This window comes from Sphingobium sp., assembly GCF_041987595.1.
Lineage (GTDB): Bacteria > Pseudomonadota > Alphaproteobacteria > Sphingomonadales > Sphingomonadaceae > Sphingobium.
The window spans coordinates 1-12,702 of sequence record NZ_JBHIWJ010000109.1; the positions used below are offsets into that span (position 1 = coordinate 1).

12 protein-coding genes are annotated in these 12,702 nt (G+C 62.0%); 8 read left to right on the forward strand and 4 right to left on the reverse strand.

What is annotated here, in order from left to right:
- Positions 1–9 precede the first annotated feature (9 nt).
- Positions 10–759, reverse strand: a complete 750-nt coding sequence (locus ACFC3J_RS19220; protein WP_375197667.1) for a spermidine synthase — start codon at positions 757–759, stop codon at positions 10–12.
- Here ACFC3J_RS19220 and ACFC3J_RS19225 point away from each other — a divergent pair.
- On the forward strand, positions 698–1,030 hold the full coding sequence (locus tag ACFC3J_RS19225; RefSeq protein WP_375197678.1) for a hypothetical protein: 333 nt from the start codon (positions 698–700) through the stop codon (positions 1,028–1,030). The genes ACFC3J_RS19220 and ACFC3J_RS19225 overlap by 62 nt on opposite strands.
- Positions 1,031–1,071: 41 nt before the next feature.
- Here ACFC3J_RS19225 and ACFC3J_RS19230 read toward each other — a convergent pair whose 3' ends face one another.
- Complete coding sequence (locus ACFC3J_RS19230; protein WP_375197668.1) at positions 1,072–1,518, reverse strand: PA2169 family four-helix-bundle protein; 447 nt, start codon at positions 1,516–1,518, stop codon at positions 1,072–1,074.
- A gap of 365 nt (positions 1,519–1,883) precedes the next feature.
- Here ACFC3J_RS19230 and ACFC3J_RS19235 point away from each other — a divergent pair, with 365 nt between their 5' ends.
- The 3 genes from ACFC3J_RS19235 (at position 1,884) to ACFC3J_RS19245 (ending at position 6,862) form a co-directional block, all read left to right on the forward strand.
- Positions 1,884–3,341: a family 16 glycosylhydrolase gene (locus ACFC3J_RS19235; protein WP_375197669.1), complete on the forward strand. Its 1,458-nt coding sequence runs from the start codon at positions 1,884–1,886 to the stop codon at positions 3,339–3,341.
- 218 nt (positions 3,342–3,559) lie between these two features.
- The gene (locus tag ACFC3J_RS19240; RefSeq protein ID WP_375197670.1) at positions 3,560–4,741 is read left to right on the forward strand and encodes an HlyD family efflux transporter periplasmic adaptor subunit; all 1,182 of its coding nucleotides are present in this window, start codon (positions 3,560–3,562) and stop codon (positions 4,739–4,741) included.
- 6 nt (positions 4,742–4,747) lie between these two features.
- Entirely contained in the window at positions 4,748–6,862 is a 2,115-nt protein-coding gene (locus tag ACFC3J_RS19245) for a glycosyltransferase (RefSeq protein ID WP_375197671.1), read from the forward strand.
- Between the two features lie 168 nt (positions 6,863–7,030).
- Here the strand turns inward: ACFC3J_RS19245 and ACFC3J_RS19250 are convergent, their stop codons facing one another.
- The gene (locus ACFC3J_RS19250) at positions 7,031–7,969 is read right to left on the reverse strand and encodes a LysR family transcriptional regulator (protein WP_375197672.1); all 939 of its coding nucleotides are present in this window, start codon (positions 7,967–7,969) and stop codon (positions 7,031–7,033) included.
- A 184-nt stretch (positions 7,970–8,153) separates the two neighbouring features.
- Here ACFC3J_RS19250 and ACFC3J_RS19255 point away from each other — a divergent pair, with 184 nt between their 5' ends.
- Genes ACFC3J_RS19255 through ACFC3J_RS19270 form a run of 4 tightly spaced genes read left to right on the forward strand, consistent with a single transcriptional unit; the run spans position 8,154 to position 10,861 of the window.
- On the forward strand, positions 8,154–9,266 hold the full coding sequence (locus ACFC3J_RS19255; protein ID WP_375197673.1) for an S-(hydroxymethyl)glutathione dehydrogenase/class III alcohol dehydrogenase: 1,113 nt from the start codon (positions 8,154–8,156) through the stop codon (positions 9,264–9,266).
- Between the two features lie 29 nt (positions 9,267–9,295).
- On the forward strand, positions 9,296–9,697 hold the full coding sequence (locus tag ACFC3J_RS19260; RefSeq protein WP_375197674.1) for a VOC family protein: 402 nt from the start codon (positions 9,296–9,298) through the stop codon (positions 9,695–9,697).
- Between the two features lie 3 nt (positions 9,698–9,700).
- Positions 9,701–10,543: an S-formylglutathione hydrolase gene (gene fghA / locus ACFC3J_RS19265; RefSeq protein WP_375197675.1), complete on the forward strand. Its 843-nt coding sequence runs from the start codon at positions 9,701–9,703 to the stop codon at positions 10,541–10,543.
- Positions 10,544–10,546: 3 nt separating this feature from the next.
- Positions 10,547–10,861, forward strand: coding sequence for a 2Fe-2S iron-sulfur cluster-binding protein (locus ACFC3J_RS19270; protein ID WP_375197676.1), 315 nt, complete (start codon positions 10,547–10,549; stop codon positions 10,859–10,861).
- A gap of 52 nt (positions 10,862–10,913) precedes the next feature.
- On the opposite strand, the gene ACFC3J_RS19275 is transcribed toward ACFC3J_RS19270, so the two are convergent.
- The gene (locus ACFC3J_RS19275) at positions 10,914–12,578 is read right to left on the reverse strand and encodes a carboxylesterase/lipase family protein (protein ID WP_375197677.1); all 1,665 of its coding nucleotides are present in this window, start codon (positions 12,576–12,578) and stop codon (positions 10,914–10,916) included.
- Between the last annotated feature and the right edge of the window lie 124 nt (positions 12,579–12,702).

Genomic DNA, 12,702 nt, shown 5'->3' on the forward strand with positions numbered 1-12,702 from the left:
GCGGAAGCGTCACTCCATCTGCGATAGACGGGCAGGCCCGCACGGCTTGGCCGCAAACCAGATATTGTGCCAACGCTCCGTGCTGCCGACATAGGCGGGCAGGATGATCTCATCGACTTCAAAACCCGACTCCTCAAGCCTTCCCGCAAAGCCGTCGTCGGCATAGGACGACCAGACCGACAAAAGGCCACCAGGCCGCAACGCCGCATACGCCGCCCCAAGACCGGCATGAGAATAAAGCCGGTCGTTTCCGGGCGTGATGAAACCGTCCGGCCCGTTATCGACGTCCAGCAGAATGGCATCGAAGCGGCCGGATGCCTCCGCGATGACGTCATAGACGTCGCCCAGACGGACGCTGACGCGAGGGTCAGCGAGATTATCCTTGAACAGATGCGACAAGGGCCCCCTGGCCCAGACAAGGATCTGGGGAACCAGTTCCGCGACGGTCACCAAAGCATCGGCGGTCCAGGCAGCAAGCACGGCGTCCAGAGTGAAGCCCATGCCGAGTCCGCCTACAAGAACATGGCCATCTTTCCTGCCCAGACGTTTGCTCGTCAGGGTGGCCAGCGCCATTTCCGAAATATGGTCCTGACTGCCCATCAACTCGTCGCGGCCGAACTGGATGGAAAATTCCTTGCCGCATTTGAGCAGGTGCAGTTGGCCGCCGCCGGGAATATCGGCGACGTCCACAGTTTCTATGGCCGGACGACACGCGTTTGCAGCCTTGGCCCGCCGCTCACCTGCCATGCTGGCCTGCATGTCAGAAGGCCGCTTTGACGAAGCGTTGTTGCTTTTCATGCTGTTCCTGTCGCGTTCTGGGATCAATCGCGACGTAAACCAGCGTGGCGTCCATTGCGCGGTGACGCCGTTCATTGCCCGGCCTCTGTCCCCTTTGCAAGACCATCCACCTCATACGCACGCAGTCTTGCGCCATCACCTCTTCGTGATGCATGAGGAACCGCGCATCTCGGAAGCTTCCGGGTCCGGATTGGGAGCGGAGCCAATGCGGCAAAAGCTCGCCACTCCGTAAACCCTGAAACGGGGGCCGCCCGCGATGGGCGGCCCGACGCCTTATGCAAGGCTATGCTTCAAGGCGCTGGCGCGATCATGTCCCGCCCTGACCGACTGATATGCCCGTTCGATCACCGGCCGCGCCGCCGTATCAAGGTCCGCGTCGCGAAGGGCGGCTTCATATTTGCCCTTGATATAGTCTTCGCCCCTTTCGACTTCCTGAATAATCGCTTTGTCGTCCTTGCCGGTGAAGGCCTGCTTCAGATCCATGAAGCTGCGATGCGCGGCGGCGAGGAAACTGCTGTCCTCTTCCGGATTGCCGCCCAGGCGCCTCACTTCGGCCTGAAGTGCGGCGGCAACTTCGCTCCGTTCGCGGGCGAACTCAGCGAAAAAGCTCGCAAATTGCGTGCTTTCCGCGTCCTCTGCTGCGTCCTTGAATCCCTTCATGCTGTCGAGCGTCGTTTTGATGAGGCTGTTCAGGGTACTGATCGTTCTCTCCGTGCTCATGGCGTGCTCCTTCTTTGGAAAGGTTCGTAACGGTCGCCACAACGGAAAGCTCCGCCGCCTGTGGAGAATGGGTAAGGGCCGCGCTTGCCCCTGTATGCACCATGCTCTCTCGGGCAAGCAATCTGCACCGCCGCCGGTGGTGCCCGGCTTTGGACCGATCCATCTCACAGGACGAAGGCGGATCGTGCAGCAAAGCCGATCAAATGAATGCCAAACGCCCTTCGCCTGATGAGAAAAAAGGTGGATATACAGATAGATAGTGATGTCCGTTGGCGATCCGGAAAGGATCCCCGGCGCAATCTCCACAAGCAAGGAGAACCAGCACAGCCATCAATCTCATTCAGACAAGCAACAGGGGTCGCATCATGAAACAGCCATTATTGACACGCTCGGTTTCGAGCGTTCTTTTTGCATGCCTGTTCCTCCTTTGTGTCAGCGCCTGGGGCCTGACGTCCAACGCGAATTTCTTCGCACGATCCGATAGCGCGGAGGGGGTGCCGGGGGCGGCATCGGGCAAGGCTCCGGTCAGCAGGTTCGACGTATCGCAGTTCATGCGCACTGCGATAGAAAATGCGTCCGCGCAGCGGTCGGCGAAATCCGATACGATCGCCACTACATTATCGCTCCCGGCGGATGCGGGAGACTTTACCAGTTTCGATTTTGCAAACGGCACCCGATATCCGGAGCAGGCCACGGCGTCGGTCGGACCTGCCACCTACCTGCCGGGCGCGACGGCGGCTTATGTACCGATCTCGCTTGATCGGCCAACCCCGAATACTGTTATCGCCAGGGTGATGACCGAAGACGGCACCGGGCTTGTGAGGGGGGTTGCCGGCGTCAACTATCAGCCGATATATAAAGCGGTCATTTTTCGTCCGGGTGATCCGCTCACCAAAACCGTTGAGGTGCCGATCATCCTCGGGATTCCGCAGGCCGACTTCATCGTCAGATTTGTCGAGGCACCCTGGGGCGGGAAGATGGGCACTGATCGCGCTTATGTGCAGTGCGACTTTCAGAAAGAACCCACGCCCGCGCAGACGGAAGGCCGGGAACCCCGCACGTTCACGCCCGGCGCTACGCTTCAGTGGAGAATGAGCCGGGAAACGCTGAAATGGTCGGATGCCGGCCATGACAAGGCCTGGTCCACCAAACTGCCAAACGGCCGCTCGCAGCCGGGGAATCAGGAAACCGGCATTTATCTCGACGGCTGGGTATATCGCGATGCGGGGATAGAGGCGCCCTTGCGCTACACGGACCAAGGGCTGGTCATGCATACGCAGAAGCTTAAACAGCCGCTGGAATGGGATGGCGTAGCCTATGACTACGGCTCGGTTGTCCTGAGCGGCCATAACAGCAAGCCCCTCCAGATCGGCTACGGCCAGTATGAATTTACCGCCAAAATGCCCGACCGGCGGGGCGCCTGGCCAGCCTTCTGGCTTATTTCGACGGCTGGCTGGCCGCCTGAGATCGACATTTATGAAGGTTTCGGGTTTGAAAGCTGGTGGGACTTCGACCGCTACACCGCCAATACTCTGCATGGCGGCGCAAATATTACGCGAACCTTTCAGCAGGGCATATTCATGAACACGGACGAGGTTTACGGCATTGGCGGGTTCACCAAAGGCTTCCACAGCTTTGCCGTCGATATCCAGCCTGATTACATCACATGGTTCATCGACGGTAGGGAGACCTACCAGGCGGTCAACCCCTTTGCAGGCTTCCGCTGGTATCCAATCATGGATGTCGCGGTGAAAACGACCGGCGACTATGCCGATGGTTCGGGCGATATGATCGTGAAGGATATCAGGATCTATTCCAATTGATCCCATCAGGTGCGGCCTTTCGATCAGGAAGGTCCGCACCAACGGATCACCATCAATGAAACTTCCGAGAACTGGCATCGCGGCGCAGGAAGGCGGAGCAGGAAAGAGAAGCCCCAATCAACGCGCATGCCCTGCTTGACGGGCAGATATCATTAACATGATGATAACCTAAACTGGGTAAGCCGCCGGAAGGGCCGAATTGCAGCTTGGCGGGAAAAATGATCGACGTCCAGAATGTCCTGCGTGCACGAAATGCACGTATCATATTGGCTACTCTGCTGATCGGCGGCGGAGCGATGGGGTTTGCGCCCTATGTGTTGAATGACGTTTCTACCGAAGCGGCCATCAATGCTCCCCTGATCAGGCTGACGGCGGCTGCTGATGGAACTGTCGCTGATCTTCCCGCCAACGGCCGCCTTTTCGACCGGGCTACAGAGGTGCATTTGCTGGACCTGTCCCAGGACACCGGCGAGGTTGCGGATCTCAAGGCGGAAGCGGAAATGGCGTGGGCCGCAATGACGCTCAGCCAGCGGCAGCTGGCTGAACTGGAGGGGCAAAGCCAGCGGCTGACGCAGCGCGCCGCGCTCTTTTCCACCGCCATGGCGGCGCGACTTTCCGCCGACCGCGACTCCGCGCAGGCCGACCTTCTGGGCTGCCAGGCCGCACGCGTCGAGCAGGCGGCTGCCCTTGCCCGAACGCGCAGATTGGCGGCGCAGGGCTTCATCTCGCCCGCCGGAGTGCAGAAGGCGGAGGCCGCAGCCTCCCTGCAGAACAGCAATTGCAGCAGCGCAGCGGCAAAGCTGCGGGCCGTTCAGGTCACGCGCGCGGCCGCCCAGTCGGATGTGTTCATCGGCGACAGCTATAATGACGCGCCTTATGCGGTGCAGCAGGGCGACCGCCTGCTCCTGCAGAAGCAGTCTGTTGAAAAGACGCTGAGCGATGCGACCGCCCGGTACAGGCAGGCCAGCATCAGACTGAAGGATGCGCTCGCCCGCGCAGCCTATCGCGCGCCGGCAGGCACGCTGGTATGGGCGGCAACGGCCAGTCCGGGCGCCGCCATCCGTGCAGGCGAACCCGTGCTTGATCTGCTCGATTGCCGCCGCCGCTTCGTCCAGGTTGCGCTTCCCGAGCGCAAGGTCGAAGTCGTCGGGCCGGGCACGCCCGCCGACGTCCGCATGATCGGTTCCGGCCAGTGGATGAAAGGGCAGGTCGTGAACATCACAGGGGCAGCCGGCCGCCGCAAGGAGGAGCTGCTCGCCGCATCGACCTATTCCCTGCCGGAGGATCGCCAGATCATCGTCGATGTCGCGCTTCCGGCACCGGATCCCCGGAAGATGGACGCGGCCCGGAAATGCGATGTCGGGCGGCTGGCCGAGGTGCGGTTCAGCCGCAGGCTCTGACGGCGAATGTCCGGCATCGCCACCACAGCGCCCTTCGCGCCGCTGGCGTTGCTGGCCGGTCTGCTGCTGCTATTCGGCAAGATATGGCCGTCGCGTGCGGGTCTGGTGGCGACCATCGGATGCACCATTTTCTATTATCTGCAGTGGCGGATCACGCAGACGATCCCCTGGGGCGAGGGTCCGGGCAGGCTGTGGTGGCCGCTTACCTGCCTGTTCGTTGAAACGGCCGCTCTGTTCGACGGCGCGATATTGCTGGCAATCCTAGCCCGGCCCCGAAACCGGTCGGCGGAGGCCGATGCCGGCGAGGCGCGGTTGCGCGCGGCATGGGCGGAAGATTCCGCCAGCCTGCCCGCAGTCGACGTGTTCATCGCCACCTATAATGAACCGCGCGAAGTGCTGGAGAAGACGATTCTCGGCTGTCTGGCGCTTGACTGGCCGGACGCGCGCGTCTGGGTGCTGGATGACGGGCGGCGGCCATGGGTGCGCGATTTATGTGTCGCCAAGGGCGCAGGCTACATCAACCGCCCGGACAATAAGGGTGCGAAGGCCGGCAACATCAATCACGGCCTGACCGTCACCAGCGCCCCTTTTGTCGCGGTGTTCGATGCCGATTTCGTGCCCCGGCGCGACTTCCTGCTGCGCACCATGGGCTTTTTCGATTCCCGGCGGATCGGCATCGTCCAGGTTCCGCACAGCTTCTACAATCATGATCCCATGCAGACCAATCTGGGCCTGCAACAGGCCATGCCCGACGACCAGCGCTTTTTCTTCGAAGCGATCATGCCGGGCCGCGACGGTTGGGACGCGGCCTTTTGCTGCGGGTCGAACTCCGTCACGCGCCGGACGCTGTTTGAATCGATCGGCGGCGGGCTGCCGGAAGGCTCGATCACGGAAGACATGCTGCTGACGCTGGCCAGTCTGCGACAGGGCTATGTCACCCGCTATCTGAACGAGCCGCTCGCCTATGGCCTGGCGCCCGAAAGCACGGCCGCGTTCTTCGTCCAGCGCCAGCGTTGGGCCCAGGGCGCCATCCAGATCCTGTATCTGAAGCAAGGCCCGCTGGGACCGGGCCTGAAGCTGCGCCACCGCCTGCTGTTCCTGCCCAGCGCCTGGATCACCCAGGGCTTGCAGTCCGTGTTCACCGTCCTGACGCCGATTTTCTTCCTGTTGTTCAACCTCGCGCCGATGACCGGCATCGATCTGGAGTCGGTCGTTCATTATGTCCTGCCGCTGATCGTCGCGATGCTGAGCGGCATCACCCTGCTGGCGCCGGGGCGCTATTATCCGCTTGCCGCCCAGATATTGTCGCTGTTCCAGACCTTCCGCATCCTTCCGGTCGCTCTGCAGACCCTGTTTCGTCCCCGGGGGCTGGTCTTCAAGGTCACGCCCAAGGGCAGCGATGCGGGCGGGAATCCTTGGGAAAGCACGATATTGTCAGCGGCTCTCGCACTGATCGCGTTGAGCTTTGCCGGCCTCATGATCAATGTCAGCGCGGATTATCGCGTCGTTTCGCAGGTCGGCCTTCTGCCCATGGTCACCTTCTGGACGATATTCAACATGTTCATGCTGATGCTGGTCGCCATGATGTGTCTGGAAAAGCCGCGTGTCCGCGGGGAAGAGCGGTTCGCTATCCGTCAAAGCGTGACGCTGCTTGGGGCGCAGGGGCAGATGATCCGGTCGGACAGGGGGGACATCTCCATTTCCGGCCTCGGCCTTGAAATTGCAGAGGCCAGCGGTGTGCCGCTTGGCGACCGTGTAGAGATTATTCTGCCGGATGTCGGCCTGCTGCGCGGATTTGTGCGGCGCTCTGGCAGGCGCATCGGCGTCGAGTTCGATTTCCATTCGGAGGAACTGCGCGACCGCTTGATCGTCTCTCTTTTCACCGATGAAATCCGGATCAATGCCGTGCGACCGTCCGCGCTGGCCGTTGCGGTGGCGGTGGCAAAGCGTATCTGGCTGGCCGACCTCCGCCTAGGCGATGTCATCCCCCGCGTCGTCGATCCGAGTCCCGTGCAGGAGAAACTGAGCGCAGCGACACGCGTCATCGCGCCCAGGTCGGGGGACGAAGGCGGAAAAATGCCCAACGGCACCATGAAGACGGCCGCCAGAGCGGTTGGGTGATGACCGTGCCGATGGTGCGCATCGCCCAGATCCGTTGTGGATGCCTGCCGCGCCTAGTGGGATCCGCTCGGCCGCCCGGAGCATGAAGGGCCGATTGCGCATCGCGCCGACGATCTGCTGCCCGAGCGGCATGTCGCAGGATCATCCGGATCGACCCCATGCAAGAGTTCACGACGGACCGGGCGGGATCGTCATGGTGTGGGGCGGCGCGATATTCTCCGACCGGGGACGGTTCATCGCCGGCCCCAGTTCCCGACGCAGGCAATCCACCGCCTGCTGCACCTTGGGCAGCAGGTGCCGACGCTGAGGATAAACGGCCCAGATCGGCTCGTCATCAGGCTGCACATCCTCCAGCAGCAGTTCGACCATGCCATGCTTGAGAAAGGGCAATATGTAAAAATCGGGCAACTGGCATATGCCCAGACCGGAAACGCACGCCTCGATCACCGCATGGCCGCTGTTGCACCGGAAACGTCCCATCGGCCGATGGACAATCTCCTGACCCCGCAGCTTGAAGTGCCATGTGGCCGTGCTGCCCACGATGCATTCATGCGCGTCGAGCGCTTCAATCCGCGTCGGCCGTCCAGCCGATGCCAGATAGCTCGGCGCAGCACAGGTATACAGGGTGCGGGAGGCGACCCGTGTCGAGATAAGCCGGGGGTCAGAAATCTCGCCGGTTCGCACAGCCAGGTCAAAGCCTTCGCCGATCAGGTCCATTACCCGGTTCGACAGATCGATCGACATGGACAGCTTTGGATGTTGCATCGCGAACCGCCGCAGGATCGGCGCCACGAACCTTTCACCCATGGCCGTCGAACAGGTGACATGCAATTGTCCTTGCGGTTCCGCCTGTTCCCCGATCAAGGCAATCGCTTCGTCCCGTTCCTGGGCGATGCGCTCGCAACGTTCGAAGAAGACGCGGCCCGTGTCGGTCAGCCTGACGGTTCGCGTGGTTCGATGGAATAGTTGCGCCTGTACGCGCTGTTCCAAGGCCATGATCGACCGGCTGACATGGGTCGTCGAGACGCCTAGCGCCCTGGCTCCGCGCGTGAACGAACCCGTCGTCGCGACGCTGATGAACTCGTCGATGCCATCCCAGTTGGACATGATTATACCAGTGCAGAAATAATGCTTTTCCAAAACACCATATTATCACCGCTTGAAAAGGCGCCTAGGATGTTTTGCAGAAAAAAAGCGGTAATGAGTCGGGCAGCGTTCGACACGAGGTTGCGACCGAAGCTCGACAGCTCACGACGCCTTATCCTCTCATCTTCATGGCAAGGGATCAGAAATGAAAACGCGCGCTGCGGTCGCCTTTGAAGCGAAAACGCCCCTCGAAATCGTCGAGGTGGATCTGGAAGGGCCCCGCGCGGGCGAGGTTCTGGTGGAGATCATGGCGACGGGCATCTGCCATACCGACGCCTATACGCTGGACGGCTTCGACAGCGAGGGCATTTTTCCCTCGATCCTTGGTCATGAAGGCGCGGGCATCGTGCGTGAAGTCGGGCCGGGCGTGACCTCGGTCAAGCCGGGCGACCATGTGATCCCGCTCTACACGCCGGAATGTCGCCAGTGCAAAAGCTGCCTGTCCGGCAAGACGAATCTGTGCACCGCGATCCGCGCCACGCAGGGCAAGGGGCTGATGCCCGACGGAACGACGCGCTTTTCCTACAAGGGACAGCCCATCTTCCATTATATGGGCTGCTCGACCTTCTCCAACTTCACCGTTCTGCCGGAAATCGCGGTGGCGAAGATTCGTGAGGACGCGCCGTTCAAGACGAGCTGTTATGTCGGTTGCGGCGTCACCACGGGTGTTGGCGCTGTGGTGAACACAGCGAAGGTGCAGGCGGGCGAGAATGTCGTCGTCTTCGGCCTGGGCGGCATCGGCCTCAACGTCATCCAGGGCGCGAAGATGGTTGGCGCCGACAAGATCATCGGCATCGATATCAATCCCGACCGGGAGGAGTGGGGCCGCAAGTTCGGCATGACCCACTTCATCAACAGCCAGGGTCTGTCGCGCGATGAGACCGTGGCGAAGATACTGGAAGTGACCGATGGCGGCGCGGACTACAGCTTCGACGCGACCGGCAATATCGAAGTGATGCGCACCGCGCTGGAATGCTGCCATCGCGGCTGGGGCGAGAGCATCATCATCGGCGTCGCAGAAGCGGGCAAGGAAATCAGCACCCGGCCGTTCCAGCTGGTCACCGGCCGCGTCTGGAAGGGGACAGCCTTCGGCGGTGCCAAGGGCAGGACCGACGTGCCCAAGATCATCGATTGGTACATGAACGGCAAGATCCAGATCGATCCCATGATCACCCACGTCCTGACGCTGGAAGAGATCAACAAGGGTTTCGACCTGATGCACGCAGGCGAAAGCATCCGATCGGTCGTCCTATTCTAAACAGTCAGTTCAAGCGGAAGGGGAAGGTCATGACGGTCATTTCCGGTGAGGGCGTGTTTTCGCATGCCTGTGTTGGTGCGAGCGATCTTGCGGGCAGCGCGGCATTCTACGACGCGGCGCTGGCGCCGCTGGGTGTGCAGAATCTCGGCACATTCGGCGAAAACGCCGTTCTCTATGGCAAGGACAAGCCGGCTCTGCTGATCCTCCGTCCCGCCAATGGCGAAGCCCCGTCCAGCAATGGCGTGACCATCGGTTTCGCCGCAGCCAGTTCGGATCAGGTCGACGCCTTCCATGCGGCCGGTCTTGCTGCCGGGGGCACCTGCGAAGGTGCGGCCGGCCCCCGCGGCCATCTGCCCGGGGCCTATGCCGCCTATCTGCGCGATCCGGCAGGCAATAAAATCTGCGCCTACGCCTTCACGGACGGCAACTGACCGATGGAGCGGGTCAGCACGAACCGTTGCTTCGGCGGTGAGCAGGGCGTGTATAAACATGCTTCCGCCGCCACCGGGACAGAGATGACCTTTTCGGTCTTCGTACCTCCGCATGAACCGGGGGCTAAGCTCCCGGTCGTCTGGTATCTGTCGGGGCTGACCTGCACCCATGCCAATGTCACGGAAAAAGGCGAGTTTCGCCGCATCTGCGCGGAACTTGGCCTGATCTTCGTCGCGCCCGACACCTCGCCGCGCGGGGAGGGCGTGCCGGACGATCCCGCCGGCGCCTATGATTTCGGGCTGGGCGCGGGCTTCTACGTCGATGCGACGCAGGCTCCCTTCGACCGCCACTATCGGATGTGGTCCTATGTGACCGAGGAACTGCCTGCCCTGATTGCGGAAAATTTCCCGGTGGACAGCGCGCGCCAGTCCATCATGGGTCATTCCATGGGCGGCCATGGGGCTCTTACCATCGCGCTGCGCAGTCCGGACAGATATGCGTCGGTGTCGGCCTTCGCGCCGATCGTCGCACCCAGCCAGGTGCCCTGGGGTGAAAAGGCGCTGACCGGCTATCTGGGCGAAGATCGCGCGCTGTGGCGCCGGCACGATGCGGTCGCGCTGATCGAGGATGGCGCCCGCGTCGCAGAGCTGCTGGTCGATCAGGGCACTGCGGACCCGTTTCTGACTCAGGAGCTGCGCCCGGAACTGCTGGAGCACGCATGCAAGGCTGCGGGCATTAATCTGATGCTGAACCTGCGCGAGGGCTATGACCACAGCTATTATTTCATTTCCACCTTCATGGCCGACCATCTGCGCTGGCATGCGGCCCGTCTCGGCAAGGATTGATTGATGGTTCAGATTTTCGTGACCGGCCGCGACGGCACCCAACGTGCGGTGAAGGGGGACGCCGGTCTGTCGCTGATGGAAGTGATCCGCGACAATGGCTTTGATGAGTTGCTCGCGCTCTGCGGCGGATGCTGTTCCTGCGCGACCTGCCATGTCTATGTGGAGGAGGGGCATACGGCCTTGCCGCCGCTGAGCGAGGATGAAAGCGATTTGCTCGACAGCAGCGACCAGCGCGATGAACGGTCACGCCTGTCTTGCCAACTTCCGTTGACGGCGGACCTGGACGGTCTGCGCGTGACCATCGCGCCGGAGGACTGACGAGGGAGGTCCTTCGCCATTACGACGCGTTCGGCCTTGGCGGTGCCAAGGCTCAGTCCAGCAGGATCCGGCGTGCCTCACCCTCGGGATCATCGATCATGCGACAGTCATTGTCGAAGATCATCGTCTGGCAGCGTTGCGGATCGGTCGCGGTCCAGCTGAGACCGGGCTGACTGGGATTGCCGGTGCGCGCGAAATTCGCCCATGCCGTCGCCATGGTGCGCGCCAGCTTCTGCGCTTCGGGCGTGTTGCCGGTGCCCTGCTCACAGCGCGCGCTGTTATCGAAGCAGAAGGCGAGGTCGGCCGTGTGCCAGGCGCCGGCCACACCATCAAGTTGGGGCGACTGCCACTGAAAGAGATATTGATAGACTGGCGCGCTGCCGTTCTGTGCATGACGCAAGGCTACCATATTCTGTACGCGGTTGCGGTAGCCGAGCGAATCCACGCCATAGGAGAGGGTGCGGATGGCCTTTTCCGGGTGAGCGCGCTTCATCGCCGCGACGAGGGCGGCGGCCTTCTGCGCGCCATATTGCTCCGCCAGCGTCGATCGCCATTCCGCCTCGGTCGGATTCTGGCTGAACCGCATGCCTTCCTCGCTGGTATTGCCGATCAGCATCGGCACGTCCCGCGAGACATCGGGCGCCGTGTCGAAGAAGGAACGGACGGTTATCACGCGGCCGTCGAGGGTCGGGTTCCAGCCGACGCGCGGGGTTGTTGACGGGCCGCCGGGAGCGCGTGGACCGTTGATCGCTTCGGCCGCCCTGTTTCCGGCGGCGAACAGCGTCGCCCAGTCCATCTTCTGAAGCGCGCCGATGTCGCGCGCGCCGATGCCCAGTTCCTTCACCACCCGCCGGGAAAATTCGCGCGACTGCTCTGCCGTCGGGATATTTCCGCCTCCGCCCGATTGCGCTGCTGCCCGGTGGATAAGCCCCTTGCCCGACGGCATCCCCATCAGGGTCGTGACCTTGGACCCGCCGCCCGACTGGCCGTAGATCATGATCCGGTCGGGATTGCCTCCGAACGCCGCGATATTTTCCTGAACCCAGCGCAGCGCGGCAATGCAGTCGGTCATGCTGACATTCACCGATTCCTCATAAGCGGCGCCGCCGACCTCGACGAGATCGAGAAAGCCCAGCACATTGAGGCGATGGTTGACAGACACCTGCACGACATCATGACGCCGCGCCATCTGTGCGCCATCGTGGGACGCAAGTTCGTAGGAGGAACCGAAACTGAAGCCGCCGCCATGGAAGTAGACCATGACCGCCCGGTTGCCGCTCAAGGACGGCGTCCAGATGTTGAGCTTCAGCATATCCTCGCCCTGGAACCCGTCGTCCCATTGCTGGAGAAAGCTGTGTTCGATCGCGCGGAAGCTGTGCAGTGTCTGGGGACTGTTGGCGCCGTAGACCAATGCGGGATATTCGTCCGTCCAGGGACTGGGCGGCTTTGCGGGCAGCCAGCGATTGGCGCCGCCCGTGTCGTCACCATAGGGGATGCCCTTGAACGCCAATATGCCGCCCGTGACATAGCCGCGCACGGGGCCGTAGCGGGTCTTGGCGACCGCACTCCGCGGGGTTGAGCAACTGGCTGCCTCGCTGGGGCGCGCGGCTTGTCGCGTTGCCCCCGGGGCCTCTCCCGGCAGCAGCGCAGCCGCGCCGCCCAACGAAGAGGCGAGGAGCAGGCGGCGCCGATCAAGAAGCATCACCGGGTCGGTCATCCTTGAATCCCCTCATTTTCATATTGTTGTCCCCAACCGGAATGGGTCGACGGCAGGAATTAGATCGTATATGATCTTGACAGACCGTCAATAACTCCCACAAAATAATTTCCATGACTGTCGT